The 16020-nt window shown below is 40.9% G+C and carries 15 protein-coding genes; 10 read left to right on the top strand and 5 right to left on the bottom strand.

The genetic code is table 11. The features are described 5' to 3' along the window. The first annotated feature begins 100 nt into the window (after positions 1–100). Positions 101–1465: an MFS transporter gene (locus ACS125_RS02925; protein ID WP_004789981.1), complete on the top strand. Its 1365-nt coding sequence runs from the start codon at positions 101–103 to the stop codon at positions 1463–1465. A 51-nt stretch (positions 1466–1516) separates the two neighbouring features. Then, positions 1517–2104: a single-stranded DNA-binding protein gene (gene ssb / locus ACS125_RS02920; protein ID WP_443270441.1), complete on the top strand. Its 588-nt coding sequence runs from the start codon at positions 1517–1519 to the stop codon at positions 2102–2104. A 41-nt stretch (positions 2105–2145) separates the two neighbouring features. Here ssb and ACS125_RS02915 read toward each other — a convergent pair whose 3' ends face one another. After that, positions 2146–2469 carry an AzlD domain-containing protein gene (locus ACS125_RS02915; RefSeq protein ID WP_004789977.1) on the bottom strand — a complete coding sequence of 108 codons (324 nt, stop codon included), beginning with the start codon at positions 2467–2469 and terminating at the stop codon, positions 2146–2148. After that, the gene (locus ACS125_RS02910; RefSeq protein WP_443270438.1) at positions 2466–3161 is read right to left on the bottom strand and encodes an AzlC family ABC transporter permease; all 696 of its coding nucleotides are present in this window, start codon (positions 3159–3161) and stop codon (positions 2466–2468) included. Before ACS125_RS02910 ends, ACS125_RS02915 begins: the two co-directional genes overlap by 4 nt. Positions 3162–3229: 68 nt before the next feature. Between ACS125_RS02910 and ACS125_RS02905 the strand changes: the two genes are divergently transcribed. Together ACS125_RS02905 and ACS125_RS02900 are read left to right on the top strand one after the other, a co-directional pair. Continuing rightward, positions 3230–3778 carry a helix-turn-helix domain-containing protein gene (locus ACS125_RS02905; protein ID WP_004789974.1) on the top strand — a complete coding sequence of 183 codons (549 nt, stop codon included), beginning with the start codon at positions 3230–3232 and terminating at the stop codon, positions 3776–3778. Between the two features lie 327 nt (positions 3779–4105). After that, positions 4106–5548, top strand: coding sequence for an amino acid permease (locus ACS125_RS02900; protein ID WP_151744140.1), 1443 nt, complete (start codon positions 4106–4108; stop codon positions 5546–5548). 66 nt (positions 5549–5614) lie between these two features. Here the strand turns inward: ACS125_RS02900 and pdxR are convergent, their stop codons facing one another. Beyond that, positions 5615–7114 (bottom strand): MocR-like pyridoxine biosynthesis transcription factor PdxR, encoded by a 1500-nt coding sequence (pdxR, locus tag ACS125_RS02895; protein WP_238612255.1) that lies wholly within the window; start codon positions 7112–7114, stop codon positions 5615–5617. Positions 7115–7270: 156 nt separating this feature from the next. On the opposite strand from pdxR, the gene gabT reads away from it, so the two are divergent. Both gabT and ACS125_RS02885 read left to right on the top strand, forming a co-directional pair. After that, positions 7271–8563 (top strand): 4-aminobutyrate--2-oxoglutarate transaminase, encoded by a 1293-nt coding sequence (gabT, locus tag ACS125_RS02890; protein WP_443270435.1) that lies wholly within the window; start codon positions 7271–7273, stop codon positions 8561–8563. Beyond that, positions 8560–10008 (top strand): NAD-dependent succinate-semialdehyde dehydrogenase, encoded by a 1449-nt coding sequence (locus ACS125_RS02885; RefSeq protein WP_443270433.1) that lies wholly within the window; start codon positions 8560–8562, stop codon positions 10006–10008. Before gabT ends, ACS125_RS02885 begins: the two co-directional genes overlap by 4 nt. Positions 10009–10111: 103 nt before the next feature. Here the strand turns inward: ACS125_RS02885 and ACS125_RS02880 are convergent, their stop codons facing one another. Both ACS125_RS02880 and ycaC read right to left on the bottom strand, forming a co-directional pair. Then, positions 10112–11086, bottom strand: coding sequence for a LysR substrate-binding domain-containing protein (locus tag ACS125_RS02880; RefSeq protein WP_443270431.1), 975 nt, complete (start codon positions 11084–11086; stop codon positions 10112–10114). A 20-nt stretch (positions 11087–11106) separates the two neighbouring features. Continuing rightward, positions 11107–11733, bottom strand: a complete 627-nt coding sequence (gene ycaC / locus ACS125_RS02875; RefSeq protein WP_443270429.1) for an isochorismate family cysteine hydrolase YcaC — start codon at positions 11731–11733, stop codon at positions 11107–11109. Positions 11734–12010: 277 nt separating this feature from the next. Here ycaC and ACS125_RS02870 point away from each other — a divergent pair, with 277 nt between their 5' ends. The 4 genes from ACS125_RS02870 (at position 12011) to ACS125_RS02855 (ending at position 15879) form a co-directional block, all read left to right on the top strand. Next, on the top strand, positions 12011–12883 hold the full coding sequence (locus ACS125_RS02870; protein WP_443270427.1) for a pirin family protein: 873 nt from the start codon (positions 12011–12013) through the stop codon (positions 12881–12883). A gap of 434 nt (positions 12884–13317) precedes the next feature. Continuing rightward, on the top strand, positions 13318–14616 hold the full coding sequence (locus ACS125_RS02865) for an FAD-dependent oxidoreductase (RefSeq protein WP_004789961.1): 1299 nt from the start codon (positions 13318–13320) through the stop codon (positions 14614–14616). Between the two features lie 4 nt (positions 14617–14620). Beyond that, positions 14621–15448: an SAM-dependent methyltransferase gene (locus tag ACS125_RS02860; RefSeq protein ID WP_034596094.1), complete on the top strand. Its 828-nt coding sequence runs from the start codon at positions 14621–14623 to the stop codon at positions 15446–15448. Positions 15449–15456: 8 nt separating this feature from the next. After that, positions 15457–15879: a GFA family protein gene (locus ACS125_RS02855; protein WP_004789959.1), complete on the top strand. Its 423-nt coding sequence runs from the start codon at positions 15457–15459 to the stop codon at positions 15877–15879. The last annotated feature ends 141 nt before the right edge of the window (positions 15880–16020 follow it).

The raw sequence follows: 16020 nt of genomic DNA, 5'->3' as shown, positions 1-16020 counted from the left end.
TTATTTTTTTAAGCTGAAATCGTTAATTTAAATAAAGTGTCCCGTATTTTTAGAAACGAATCGGCTTATAATTTGCCTAGTTTGATAAACGTGTATTGATATGATGAATGCTTTGGAACGTCGCTCAACTTTTGCCTTAAGTAGTATTTTTGCGCTACGTATGTTGGGTTTGTTCATGATTATTCCTGTCTTTTCTGTAGTCGGGCAGTCATATCAATATGCAACTCCAGCACTCATTGGTTTGGCTGTGGGTGTCTATGGTTTAAGTCAGGCTATTTTGCAAATTCCTTTTAGCTTACTGGCTGACCGTTTTAGTCGTAAACCTCTTGTGGTACTTGGCTTATTGCTGTTTGCAATTGGCGGTGCAATTGCGGGTTTATCTGACACGATTTATGGCGTGATTATTGGCCGTGCCATTGCAGGTGCGGGTGCAGTTTCAGCAGTCGTGATGGCGCTTCTTGCCGATGTGACGCGCGAAGAGCAACGTACTAAAGCCATGGCCGCGATGGGCATGAGTATTGGTCTGTCTTTTGTGGTGGCATTTAGTCTGGGGCCTTGGCTCACAAGTCTTGTCGGCATTTCTGGTTTGTTCTTTGTCACGACCATTATGGGTTTAATCGCGATTTTGATGTTATTGCTTGTACCTAAAGTAACTCGTCATCATCGTAATTATCAGCAAGGCTACTTAGCGCAGCTTAAGCAAGTCATTCAAATGGGTGATTTAAACCGTTTACACGTTTCGGTTTTTGCATTGCATTTATTGCTGACAGCCATGTTTATTTATGTGCCTTCACAGCTGATCGAGTTTGCGCATATTCCTTTGGCGAGCCACGGTTTGGTGTATTTACCACTGTTGGTGATTAGTCTGTTTTTTGCATTTCCAAGCATTATCGTGGCTGAAAAATATCGCAAAATGCGAGGCATTTTCTTAACGGCAATTACAGGCATTATTGCAGGTTTGCTGCTGCTTATATTTGGTTATCAATCAAAATATGTATTACTCGCAGGATTAGGTATTTTCTTCATTGCCTTTAATGTGATGGAAGCTTTATTGCCATCTTGGTTATCAAAATGTGCGCCAATTCAATCAAAAGCAACTGCTATGGGTGTAAATGCCAGTAGCCAGTTTTTAGGTGCTTTTTTTGGCGGCACACTAGGTGGTCAATTATTGATGTTACATAATACTGCGATTGGATGGAGTGTCTTAACAGGGATTGCTATAATATGGTTGCTAATTAGTTTTGGTTTAGCTCAGCCGCGGTATTTGTCATCGATTGTGTTGCCATTACCGCAAGTGCAACAGGTGAATGAGTGGACCACACAGCTATTGGCAATTCGTGGTATAGAAGAAGTTGTGGTGATGCCTGACCAGCAAGTTGCTTATATTAAAGTCGATAAACAGACTCTTGATGAGGCTGCGCGACGTGATTTAACGCAGTTGTTCGGTAAAGAGGTAGCCATTTAAGCATAACTCTTATAAAGTAAAACATAGAAATGAATAGGATGAAGACAGCTAATGCGTGGTGTAAATAAGGTTATTTTGGTTGGTACTTTGGGCCGTGATCCTGAAACAAAAACTTTTCCAAATGGGGGCTCGCTGACTCAATTTTCAATCGCGACAAGTGAAGCTTGGACCGATAAAACTTCAGGTGAGCGTAAAGAACAAACTGAATGGCACCGTATTGTTTTGCATAACCGTTTAGGTGAAATTGCTCAGCAGTTCCTACGTAAAGGTTCTAAGGTTTATATTGAAGGTTCATTACGCACACGTCAGTGGACTGATCAAAATGGCCAAGAGCGCTATACAACAGAAATTCGTGGCGAACAGATGCAAATGTTAGATGGTCGTCAACAAGGCGAACAAGGTTTTGCTGGCGGTAATGATTTTAACCAACCACGTTTTAACGCACCTCAACAAGGTGGCGGTTATCAAAATAATAACAACCAAGGTGGCGGCTACGGTCAAAACAATGGCGGTGGTTATGGTAGCCAAGGTGGTTTCGGTAATGGTGGCAACAGCCCACAAGGTGGTGGCTTTGCTCCTAAAGCACCACAACAGCCTGCATCTGCACCGGCTGATTTAGACGACGATTTACCGTTCTAAACAAAATTTTAAAAAAAGGCGAGTTTATCTCGCCTTTTTTATTACTCAATTCCGAGTAAACGTATTAGAGCCGTACCAGCGGCTGCTAAGCAAATCACCAATAAAAGTGGTACTTTTTTCCAAACTAAGAGAAGTGCTAGCCCAACGCCGAATATACGTGCGAAACCTGCGAAATCTTGGCCTTCAAAAAATGTCGTCGTGACCGCAATGGCACAGAGCAAAACAGTTGCGCCGTTTGAAAGTAAAACTTGATATTTTTCAGAAAAAGTAAACTTGGCACCCAAGTGAAAGCCAGCAAAACGAATCCCATATGTTCCAAGTGCTAGTAAGCCTATTCCTAAAATAATGAGTAATTGTTGATTCATTTTTTTCTACCAAATATTAAGCCAAAAAGTGAAATCAGAATTGGAAGTCCTGAGGCCAAAAAAGGTGTAGTCATCAGTGCCAAAGTTGATCCGGCAAATGCAGCTTTTCGAGTAGATTTGTTTTTTAAAGCATTAAAAGTAAGTGCAATTAAAATGGCAGGGAAAATGGCATCTAGACCGAACGTTTTTGGGTCTGGAATGGCACTTCCAATAAAATAACCCGCAGTGACACCGAGTGGCCAAGTCAGCATGATGCCTATACCACATAGCCAGTAAGCGGCTTTTTTTGTCTCGAAATCGGGCTGTGCCATGCCAAACAAAACGCTTTCATCGTTCATGATATAAGCACCGAAATATTGAGAGAATTTACCTCTGATTAATTCATTGACCGCAATGCCAAAAGGCAAATGTCTTAAATTGACGAGTAGTCCTGCAACCGCAGCAGCAATTGGGCTACCACCTACAGCCAAGAATCCAATAAAAATAAATTCAGCAGTTCCTGCGAGCACAAATATGGATAGGCAAAGTGGGATCCAGAGCGCTAAGCCATAGCTTGCGGCGAGTGAACCTAAAGACATACCAACAACACTGGTTGCCAGACAAACAAAGAAAATCGAGCGGGTGGTGTCTTTACTAAGTTTCTTAATGAGAGCGTATGTGGACATAGCATGATATAACGAACGATTTTCCATTATAATGAATAAGTCTGATTGTTTTGTCAAAACGAACGATCGTTTTTTTTATAGAACGGATGTGGTGAATGTCTCAGCCAATTGAAATTATTGCCAAAGGTTTAAATCGTGAACGTCAAAGAGCAGGGCTTTCTTTGGCAGAGGTTGCCCGTCGTGCAGGCGTTGCAAAGTCTACACTTTCTCAATTAGAGGCTGGTCAAGGTAACCCAAGCATTGAAACGCTATGGGCACTTTGTGTGGCACTGAATATTCCATTTGCACGTTTGATGGAAGAACCGAGCAATCAGGTACAAGTCATTCGCTGTGGCGATGGACCAACAGTGAGTTCAGAGATTGCCAATTACAAAGCAATTTTGCTAGCGACTTGTCCACCGCATGCGCGCCGAGATGTGTATTTATTGATTGTTGAGCCGGGCGAAGACCGTCTTTCAGAACCTCATCCTGTTGGTTCTGTGGAGCACATTATTGTGGTCGAAGGTAAAGCTTTAGTAGGCTTAATTGATGAAGCTGTTGAGCTAGGTGTCGGAGACTATATTTGTTACCCTGCCGATCAAAAGCATATATTTAGAGCCTTGGAAACAGGTACAAAAGCGTTATTAATCTCTGAGCAAAACTAAAAAATTCCAATCTTATTAAAGTAAAACTTAATTATTTTCAGAATAAAAACTTAAAACCATTTACCAGCATTTCAGACAAAAAGAGCCAATTTTGCGTATAAATTTTGCAATTGGCTCTCTCTTTTATTCCAAAAATGGCTCTCGTTTCTTGACTGCCGAAACGACAAATTAAAGCCATTGGAAGTATGCATACGGAAGCGCCGGATAAGCTCAGTGATTTTTCTGTTTTAGGAATTGGGCAGAACGGCTAAATTTTTAGGGGATATTTTTTGGCTTCGGAGGATTTCCGAGACTAGCCGATATCCTCCATATATTAAGGAAAATGATATGGCAGCTCATCAAAATGGTTCTGAAGCCAATCACTCCCAAAGTTTAAAACATGGACTCAAATCACGCCACTTAACGATGATCTCGATTGCAGGGGTAATTGGTGGCTCTTTATTCGTAGGCTCGGGCAGTATTATTTACAATACGGGACCTGTAGTTTTTCTAACTTACGCTTTAGGTGGTCTACTCGTTTGGTTCATCATGCGTATGTTAGGCGAGATGGCCGTTTTAAACCCTGATAGTGGCTCTTTTTCAACATATGCTGACCGTGCGATTGGCCGTTGGGCAGGTTTCTCAATTGGCTGGTTGTACTGGTGTACGCTCGCAATGCTCATGGGTTGGGAAGCCTATGTGGCAGGTAAAATTTTAAATAATTGGTTCCCATTTATACCTATCTGGGCCTATATGGTTGTCGTGATTGGTGCCTTAGTCGCAGTCAATTTACAAAACGTGAAGAACTATGGCGAATTTGAGTTCTGGTTTGCACTCATCAAAGTCATCGCGATTGTGATCTTCTTGGTGATTGGTAGTTTAGCCATCATGCATTTATGGCCTTGGGGCAATCCAGCTGCTTCTGGTATTAGTAATTTAACCTCTCAAGGCTTTATGCCTAATGGTGGTTCATCAGTTATTACCGCTTTACTTGGGGTCATGTTTGCTTATATTGGCGCTGAAATTGTCACTGTAGCGGCAGCAGAATCGGCAAATCCATCTAAAGAAATTCGTAAAGCATCGAACTCAGTGGTTTGGCGAATTATTTTATTCTATGTGGGTTCAATGTTTGTGGCGGTATGTCTCATTCCTCATAACAATGAACTTTTGAAAGATTCAACTTGGGGAACCTATAGTGTGACTTTGTCTGCTCTTGGTATTCCGGGGGCACGTCATATCGTAAATTTTGTGGTTCTAACGTCGGTATGTAGTTGCTTTAACTCAGCACTTTATACGTGTTCACGTATGCTGTTCTCTTTAGCTAAACGTGGTGACGCACCGAAAAGTTTTGGCTCTGTGAACAGTAAAAGCAGTCCGTGGGTAGGTGTGATTGTGTCATGTTTCTTCTCTGTGATTGCCGTGATTTTAACTGCAACTAAGAGTATGGATGTTTACGACTTTTTCATGCTCACTACAGGTGCGGCAACACTGTATGTGTACCTGACCATTGCTTATTCTCAGCTTCGTATGCGTAAAAAGTTAGAAGCTGAAGGCGTAAAAATTGACTTTAAAATGTGGATGTTTCCTTACTTAACTTATGTAGTGATCTTTGCAATTATTGGTGCAATTCTTACCATGTTGATTGAAGGCACATACTTTAAAGAAGTGATTTACACCACAGCATTGTTCGGCATTATTGTGTTTTTTGGAATATTGTCGGAAAAACTGGGGTGGGGTAAAGACCGTAGAACAACCCATCTCACTCATACTCAAGAAGAGAAATTAGTTTAGTCATTTTTAAATAAAAAAGAGCCTCACAATGAGGCTCTTTTTGTTTGGCTTAGTACGAGAGAATAGCTAATTCAGCGTAGGTACACCTGCTTCACGTAAGCACTGGAGCAACACACCGAAAGCCATCACCATGTCTTTTTCATTTACACAGGCAAATCCCATCAGTAGTCCGCGCTCAGCGTGTGCGTGTGATTGCATGTAGTACTGTGAAAGGGGGCGAACTTTGACACCACGTTCAAGTGCCATGGCTGCAATCGCGACATCATCGCAAGAGTTTGGTAGTTTTAAAACTAAGTGTAATCCTGCTGCTTCGTCATATTCATGAATAAATTCGGGGCCAAGATAGCGTTTAATCAGACTGACTAAATAATCGCGTCTCTTTCCATAAAGTAAACGCATACGACGAATATGCGCTTCGTAATGGCCTTCACGAATAAATTCGGCTAGGGCTTTTTGTTCGAGTAAATGTCCGCCACGATAGAGTTCGGCTGCCACAATGCGTAGCGGTGAAAAGAGTGGTTTAGGCACCACTAGATACCCAATTCTTAAAGATGGATAAATGGTTTTACTAAACGTGCCCATGTACAGCACAGGTGCATCATTTTCTAAGCCTTGTAATGACGGATACGGTTGGCCTGAGAAACGGAACTCACTGTCGTAATCATCTTCTACAATCCAGCTATTATGTTGGCGTGCAATTTCAATCAATTTGCGTCGGCGATCTAGGCTTAAATGTGAACCCAGTGGATATTGGTGTGATGGCGTGACAAAAATTAATTTAGGTGGTTTAACCGGATTTTCTTCGGGAATAATGCCTTCGGCATCGACTGGCATGGGTTGAATATCTACGCCATTAATACGTAAAGTGTTGCGCATTCCCCAATAGCCCGGATCTTCAATCCAGACGCGATCACCAATATCACTAAGCGCACGCGAAACTAAGTCAATCGCTTGATGAATACCTTCGGTAATAATAATCTGGTCAGCATCACACTGAACTGAACGTGCAACGCGTAAGTAATCTGCCAACGCACTTCGAAGCTCAATACAGCCACCAGCATTGCTGTAAATTAAACGGTTAATGTCAGGCTCTCGGCTCAAGCGGGCCTGAATACGACTAAAAATATGATGTGGAAACTCGGTAACATCGGGTGCTCCCGGCACGAAAGCTCCCCATTGGTGTGGCGAGGCTGCGGCATAGCCTAATAAGTTTGAGCCACGATTTGAGAGCGCATAAGAGTTTTGAACTTTCGGACTTGAAACTACTTTTTTCTTATTTTGTGTATTTAAAAAACTCTCTGGTAGTTTCTCGGCAACCCATGTGCCGTGTCCCGTACGAGCCTCTAAATAGCCTTCAGCCTGTAGCTGTTCATAGGCAGTAAGAACAGTATTTCTCGAAACATGAATTTCACTGGCTAAGTCACGTGAAGCGGGCAAGCGAGTTTTAGGCTGAATGACACCATCAATAATGGCACCACGCAGACAACGGAAAAGGCGCTGATGTAGTTTACCTTCGGTGTCCTGTTGGAGCCGTTGTAATAAATGATCTCCAAGTAAACTACGCAATTGGCTCTCTCCTACAGTTAAAAAATGGCTCTCGTCAGTTGCCGCCAGACGAGCGAAATTACATGCATAGGCAGTCGTTGTAAAGCACCCTGAAAATTAAGCACAGGATGCAAAAAACCAAAGCTGCAACTGATGATGAAAATATGAGGGAATCAAATGGATAATCAACATTCTGCACTTAACGCACGTAAACAGCAAGCAACTCCACGTGGTGTAGGCGTGATGTGCCAGTGGTATGCGGAAAAAGCTGAAAACGCGACGCTTTGGGACAAGGAAGGCAACCAATTTATCGACTTTGCTGGTGGTATCGCGGTTTTAAATACAGGCCATCGCCACCCTAAAGTCATTGCAGCGGTGACAGAACAACTCACTAAATTTACGCATACTGCCTATCAAGTAACACCTTATGAAAGCTACGTGGCTTTAGCTGAGCGTATTAATGAGCGTGCGCCAATTGCTGGTCCTGCTAAGTCAGCTTTTTTCACAACAGGTGCAGAAGCAGTTGAAAATGCTGTGAAGATTGCTCGTTGTTATACAGGTCGTCACGGCATTATTACTTTCGGTAATGGTTTCCACGGTCGTTCATTCATGACCATGGCAATGACGGGTAAAACAGCGCCTTACAAACGTGATTTCGGTGTAATGCCAGCGGGTGTGTTCCACGCACGTTACCCTGTGCCTGCTAAAGGTATTTCAGTAGACGCGGCAATTGAAAGCGTTGAAGATATTTTCAGTGAAGATATTGCACCACATGATGTTGCAGCAATTGTGCTTGAGCCAGTCCAAGGTGAAGGTGGTTTTCATGTTGTACCAGCCGAGTTCTTAAAACGTTTACGTTCAATTTGCGACAAGCACGGCATTTTATTAGTTGCTGACGAAGTGCAATCAGGTTTTGCCCGTACTGGTAAATTGTTTGCAATGAACTATTACGAGACTAAAGCAGACCTCATCACGATGGCGAAAAGCTTGGGCGGCGGTTTCCCAATTTCAGGTGTTGTTGGCCGTGCAGAAGTAATGGATGCACCAAATCCAGGTGGACTAGGTGGTACTTACGCAGGTAGTCCGATTGCGGTTGCTGCTGCGCACGCAGTGATTGATGCGATTGAAGAAGAAAACTTGTGTGACCGTGCAAATGAATTAGGTGCTGAGTTAGTTGTTGCACTTAAAGATATTCAACAAGCAACAGGCGACGTGGTAACTGATATTCGTGCATTAGGTTCAATGGTTGCAGTAGAACTTGAAACAGCTGAACAAGCAAAAGTTGTACAAAACTATGCAATGGAAAACGGGTTGTTACTTCTTACTTGTGGTAAATACGGTAATGTAATTCGTTTCTTATATCCTTTAACCATTCCTGCTGAGCAATTCCGTCAAGGTCTTGATATCTTGAAACAAGGTTTTGCGACACTGAAAGCAGGTAGTGCAAAAGCGATGGAGCAATCTGCATGATTCAAAATAATTTGCAGTATTTATTAAAACATCCTGATATTTCATTAGAAGCACCTGCATCAAATGACTATATCGAAGTTAATGATGCTGCTACAGGTGAAACTTTGGCATGGGTAAAAACCTATGACCGTGCAGGAGTTGAAGCCGCAATTAACCGTTCAGCAAAAGCGCAAGCTGCTTGGAAAAAGCAAACTGCTTTGGCACGTGCTGATGTGTTATTGGCATGGTACAACCTCATGCTTGAGCACAAAGAAAATCTGGCTCAAATCTTAACAGCTGAGCAAGGTAAACCATTGGCAGAAGCACGTGGTGAAATTGGTTATGCAGCCTCATTCATCCGCTGGTTTGCCGAGCAAGCTCGCCGTATTGATGGTGAAGTCTTAACACCTACGTTGCCAAACCAACGTCTGCTCGTGATTAAACAAGCGATTGGTGTTACAGCTGCAATCACGCCGTGGAACTTTCCAGCTGCGATGATTACGCGTAAAGCAGGTCCAGCCATTGCTGCAGGTTGTTCAATGTTGGTTAAACCAGCAGAGCAAACGCCGTTAACTGCCTATGCACTTGAAGTTTTGGCGTTACAGGCAGGCTTACCAGCAGATGTTTTAATTAACATTAGTGGTGATGCGGTTGAAGTGGGTAAAAAACTATGCGAAAGCGATATTGTTCGTAAGTTAAGCTTCACAGGTTCAACGCAAGTTGGTCGTATCTTGATGCAACAATGTGCGCCAACGATTAAAAAGCTTTCACTTGAACTCGGTGGTAATGCACCAGTTGTGGTATTTGACGATGCTAATCTTGAACAAGCAGTTCAGGGCATTATGGCAAGTAAATATCGCAACAGCGGTCAGACTTGTGTTTGTGCTAACCGTATTTATGTTCAAGATGGTATTTACGATGCATTGGCAGAGCGTCTAGTTGAAGCCGTGTCTAAATTGAAAGTAGGTGACGGTCGTCAAGAAGGTTCAACTCAAGGGCCTTTAATTGATGAAGATGCGATTGCAAAAGTGCAGTCTCATATTGCAGATGCAACCGAGAAAGGCGCAACAATTCGTATTGGTGGTCAACGCTCGGCACTTGGCGGCACATTCTTTGAGCCAACAGTTTTAACTGGCGTAACTCAAGATATGAAAGTGTCTAAAGAAGAAACTTTTGGTCCGCTTGCACCACTATTCCGCTTTAAAACTGAAGATGAAGCAGTGGCGATGGCAAACGATACCGAGTTTGGTTTAGCTGCTTATTTATTTACTCAAAGCACAGCTCGTCAATGGCGAGTGGGTGAAGCACTTGAGTACGGTATGGTCGGCATTAACACGGGCGCGATTTCAAATGAAGTTGCTCCGTTTGGTGGCGTAAAACAGTCAGGTCTAGGCCGTGAAGGTTCAAAATTCGGCATCGAAGAATATGTCGAAATGAAATATCTCTGCGTAGACTTATCTGAGTAAGGAACAAAGCGAGTTCGTTTTGTTCTGAACGAAAACATGCAGTTATGCTGTATGTGATGTTTCACAAAAAACCGGTCATGCCCATTCATGACCGGTTTTTTATTTACGTTGGCAGATATCCTTCATGGCTTTCAGGTAAACGCCTAAGCTCATCAATCAATGTTTCAATGAGTTTTTCGACAACCAGACGTTGGCCTTTTCTAGACACATAAACCAGTTGTAGCATGCCAATATTTGACTTCCAGTCAGGAAGAATATGAACAAGTGTGCCTTTACGAATTTCAGATTCGACAGTTAAAAAGGGAAGGTCGGCAATGCCTAAACCATCCATCACGGCATAGTAAACACCTGCCAAATCATTACTTTTGATTCGTGGTTGATAAGGCACATCAACCGATTCACCGTTACGAATATTGCATAAATGCCAAATGTAATTTTGCTTTTGAGTCCCTAAGCTAATACTTGGAAATTCCTGTAATTCGGAATAATGCTGGATGATGCGACCTTGTAGTAATTCAGGTGAAGCCACTAGACAATGGTCAGTTTTAATCACATCACGAACAATTAAATTTGAATCTTCATTCGGTTCGAAATTGGTGCGAATGGCGAGGTCGATATCATCATGCAAAATATCTACTCGACGGCTCGTCAGCTCAAGAGCAATCTCAACTTTAGGGTAGGTTTTTAAAAACTGATTTAAAATTTTTCTAATTTGAAAATGCATCATTAAAGGTGGGCAGCTTACTTTTATTACCCCTTGAGGTTCGCTTTTTTGTTTTAACAAAACGTTTTCTGCACATTCAACTTGAGCAATAACTTTGCAGCATTCCTCATAAAATTCTTGACCTAAATCAGTTACTTTAAAATGCCGGGTTGTTCTTTGAATCAGGCTCACATTAAATTTATTTTCAAGATCAATAATGCGTCGGCTGAGCTTAGATTTACTAATATTCTCAGCTTCACTGGCCGCACTAAAGCCGCCGTGTTTTACGACCAAATAAAAATAATAAAAATCATCAAAAGAGCTTATCAATGCCAGATCAATCCATTTAAATTTAAGATTAGAGCGCTTAGGCACTCTAATCTTAGCAATTCAGCTTATTTTTGCGATGTATTAAAACTATAGCTGGTCATCAGGTTGCGATAATCAGGAATATGATTTGAGAAGAGTGCACCTAAGCCTTCTACATCATTACGCCAGTCACGGTGTAACTCACATGCCATACCGAACCAAGTCATGAGCTGAGCACCTGCTTTTGACATACGGTCCCAAGCAGCATCACGGGTTAATTCATTGAAAGTACCAGAAGCATCAGTAATCACAAATACTTCGAAGCCTTCTGCGAGTGCAGATAACGCAGGAAATGCCACACAAACCTCAGTTACCACACCAGCAATAATTAGTTGTTTTTTACCTGTCGCTTTGACCGCTTTTACAAAGTCTTCATTATCCCATGCATTGATTTGACCAGGACGTGGAATAAATGGCGCATCTGGAAAAAGTTCTTTTAATTCTGGAACTAAAGGACCGTTTGGACCATTTTCAAAACTGGTCGTTAAAATAGTCGGTAAATTAAAATATTTCGCAGCATCTGCAAGTGCTAATACATTATTTTTAAATTTGTCTGGATCGATATCTCGAACTAAAGAAAGTAAACCTGCTTGGTGGTCAACTAAAAGAACCGCAGCATTATCCTTGTCTAAACGTACGTAATCTTGAGTCATTTTTTATGTCCTCGTGTTATCAAAATAAATAATCAAAAATTATTAAGTAGGTCATCAGTGCCTAAAATTATGCTAGTTGAGTTTGTTGTCGTGATTAAGTCTAAAAAATAGGATTAAGAATTTTAAAAATAGGACGATCTTAAAAAGAGTACCTCAAACTTTATGATTGTCTCATAGATGAAATAATGTGTTGCTAATCCTGATCTATAAACTGCAATTATTGAGGCGTAAAATCAATCTCAGTTCAAGAAAATCCTACATATATAGGAGAGATCAGATGAAGAAATTTCTTGGTGCATATCAAAATAACCACATGCATTGGGTGGGTGATGGTTTCCCTGTATATAACCTATTCTCTTATGACCGTTTAGGCCAAACCCTAAGCCCATTTTTGCTACTCGATTATGCAGCGCCTTATACCTTCTCACCAACGACCGAACAGCAAGGTGTAGGCTCGCATCCACACCGTGGCTTTGAAACAGTGACAATCGCTTATCAAGGTGAAGTGACTCATAAAGACTCAAGCGGCGGCGGCGGAACCATTAAAACAGGTGACGTACAATGGATGACTGCGGGTGCAGGCGTTTTGCATGAAGAGTTCCATTCTCCTGAGTTTGCAGAGCATGGTGGTCTTTTTGAGATGGTACAATTATGGGTAAATTTACCTGCTCATTCAAAAATGACGCCTGGAAAATACCAAGCAATTGAAGCGAAAGAGATTCCAGACATTGCGTTAGACGAGCATGGTAGTCATTTACGTGTGATTGCTGGTGAATATGCAGATGCAAAAGGTGCAGCAACAACATTTAGTCCATTAAATGTATGGGATGGTAAATTGGCTAAAGGCCAAAAACATACCCTTTATGTGCCTGAAGGACATACTACGCTTGTTGTTGTGTTAGATGGTGCAGTGGTCATTAATGATACCAACCGTCTTGAAGGTAAAACCGTTGCGATTTTATCTCGCGAAGGCGTTGAGTTTAGTTTAAATGCTGAAGAAGACACTAAATTCCTAGTGTTGACTGGCCAACCACTTAACGAACCAATCGAAGGTTATGGTCCATTCGTGATGAATAGCAAAGCCGAGATTATGGAAGCGATTGATGATTTTAATCGTGGAAAATTCGGTTCAATCATGCAAGAAGGTTAGATCTTTTAAGTCTTATTTTTCGTCATTTAAAGTAATAAAAAGCCCGCTATCAAATGTGAATAGCGGGCTTTTTCGCTGTAAATATTCTGTTTTTATGATGGTTGGCATTGTTGTTGCGGCATTGTTTTATGTGATTTTCTTCTCATTATTGTGATGTCATGATATCGCAAAAAATAATAGTTGTAAAACGAATGATATAAATATAGTTAAATTATCTTATTTTATTTAAAAGATTTTTTTTAAATTTTCAAAAAATTTAAGGTTTTATGAGCTTCCATATGATTGTAAGGAAATATAAAAAATGACTTTGCCAAAAAGCTAAATATTTTCTATATAAATTGATGCAAAAAATAAAAATCTGGTAGTTTTTAATACGGTGTTTTTTTGGGGTATGAGTGATAATCAAAAAAATTCTCAAAGAATGGGACATCATTTTGAATATCGCAATTATTGGCAGTGGAATGGCAGGTCTTGCGGCAGCAAGAATTCTGAAAGATGCAGGGCATACGATCACGATATTTGAAGCACTTCCTGGCCGGGGAATGGATAGCCATAGCATTGAGTTCGATGGTGGAATTATTGATGCACCGCTACGTGTGATGAATCCTCATTTATGGAAAAACACACTCAGCCTCGCTGCTCATTTAGGTATTAAAACCTTTCCAGTACGTACTTATATGTCATGTAGCTGGTTATTTGAAGATCGTACTGAAACATGGTTAACCACATCTCGTAGCCGTATTGGTAATTTCCCGATTATCAATAATCGTAAAGGTATTCAGCAATATGGCTGGCGTCTTGTAAAAGGGATGTTGCAATTAAAAACTGCAATTCATCAGTTTTTCAAATCTAAAAATCAAGATATTACTCTCGCTGAATTTATTAATCAGAACGATATAGAAGAAGTATTCTGGCATGGCGTTGTTATGCCGGTGCTCTATACAATTTGTACGTGTAATCCAAAAACAATTGGCGATTGGCCAGCAAAAAACCTACTTGAGTTTTTACGTCATTTGACCGATGGCGACATGCTTTTGCGTATGAAAGGCGGTACACCTGCATTTGTAGATAGCTTGATTAAAGGTATCGACATTCATAGCGGATCAGCGATTAAGAACGTTGAATTACAAGGTGAGAAAGTACTGGTTGAAAACAGCCAAGGTGAAAAGAACTTATTTGATCGAGTGATTGTGGCAACGCCAACGTCTAAAATTGATGAGTTTTTGAACCCTGAACAATTTGCTGAAGATATGAATTTACTTAAGCAATTCCGTTTTGAGCAAGGTGATCTTGTTATTCATACAGATGCAACAGTAATGCCACCACGTCGTAAAGACTGGTCAGTGCTGAGCTATATGATGGATCGTAAGTTTACGCGTCAGCAATTCACAGTTTGGATGAATGCGGTTGAACCATCACTTGTGGGTAAAAATCCAGTGTTCCAGACTTGGCGCCCAGTGACTGATATTGATCCTAAAAAAATCATTTCAAAAGTGACTTTAACGCGTGCAGTCGTTGACTCACAAACAGTTGCCCTAAATAAAGAGTTGCAACAACGCCATTTAGACTTAAACCGTAAAGTATTTTACTGCGGTTCATGGTCATGTGATGGCTTGCCAATTTTAGAGTCAGCAGTTACTTCTGCAATGCATATTGCTGAAATTTTAGGTGCACCTTTACCATTTGTAGGTTTAAAACCTCAGGTCGAAGTTGCTCCTGAGCTCGGTTACTGAAATTGTGAAAATAAAAGTCCGAGCAGCTCTTTCTAGGCTTATCCCTCATAAATATGCAATTGATGCATCAAGTTTGGGAGATAACGAAGAGCTTGCTTGGACAAATTTGGGTTTTTGGAAAAATACCCAAAACTACCGTGAAGCTTGTTGCCAATTGGCAGATCATTTGGCACAAGCTATCAATTTAAATTCAAAAGATCATCTCTTAGATTTAGGCTGCGGACAGGGTGCAAGTTTGTTGCACTGGCTACAGCACTATCAACCCAAAAGCCTCAATGCAGTTGACTTACAACCCGAGTGTATTAATAAAATTCAAAGGCTTATTCCTGAAATAAGTCAGATTTTTTGTGGTTCATTTTTAAATTTAAAACAATTTGAATTTAAACAACACTTCGATGCTGTGTTGTGTATCGATGCCGCTTATCACAGCAATTTAAATTCATTTCTAGATTCCATCGCTCCAGTTTTAAATTCAAAAGGACGATTAGGTTTTCACTACCTAATGCGTGCCGATTCATGTCAAAACATGACCGTGTTACAAGAACAAAAGCATTGTTATTTACTCAAAGCAGCAAATGTCGCTTGGGATGCTGTACCGACTGAAAAAAAACTAAGAACTACCTTGGAACAACAAGGTTTTGTCGATATTCAAATTGAAGATTTATCTGAGCAAGTATTACTCGGTTTTTCGCGGTATATTCAAAATCAGCAAGGACAAAATCAAAGCCGAGGATTGGCAAATTTAAAAATTCAAATGACTGCAAAGTTATGCCAACAACTCTACCAAAATGGATATGTACGTTATATTCAAATCACAGCAATAAAAAAATAGGATGAGCCATGTCAGCCAAATATCAAGGATCGTGTTTATGTGGAGCTGTGAGCTATCAAAGCGAAGCAGAACCACGTTATAGCTTTAATTGCCATTGTCGAGATTGCCAGAAGGCAACAGGTTCAGCATATGCACCCATCGCTTTTTTTCACCAATCTGAATTGAAAGTGAATGGTGAACTTAAATATTTTGAGACTTTAGGATCTTCTGGCCGACCTATTAAAAGAGCATTTTGCCCGACTTGTGGTTCTCAGCTTTTTGGCTTACCTGAAATTGCCCCTGAAATGATTTCAATACGTGCAGGTACGCTTGATGACCCAAGCCTTTATCAGCCTAGAGCAGAGGTGTTTGTGAGCCAAGCCTACGCTTGGGATACGTTGAACCCAAACCTTAAACACTTTGAAAAAATGATAGAGAAGAGCAAGAAATAAGGCTTAATTAAAGAAGCCAAATATTCCTAAAACAATCATTAAAGTAAGGCTACCAATAGCGAGAAATAATATAGTTTTTCTATATTTTAGCTGCGGCATTTTACTTACAATGAAAATAAGGCATGCCAGTATGATCACTAA

Origin of the sequence: Acinetobacter sp. PFS20, from assembly GCF_052261015.1 — a bacterium.
Taxonomy (GTDB): domain Bacteria; phylum Pseudomonadota; class Gammaproteobacteria; order Pseudomonadales; family Moraxellaceae; genus Acinetobacter.
The sequence above is the reverse complement of the archived record's forward strand: the minus strand, read 5'-3'. Positions and strand labels throughout refer to the sequence as shown.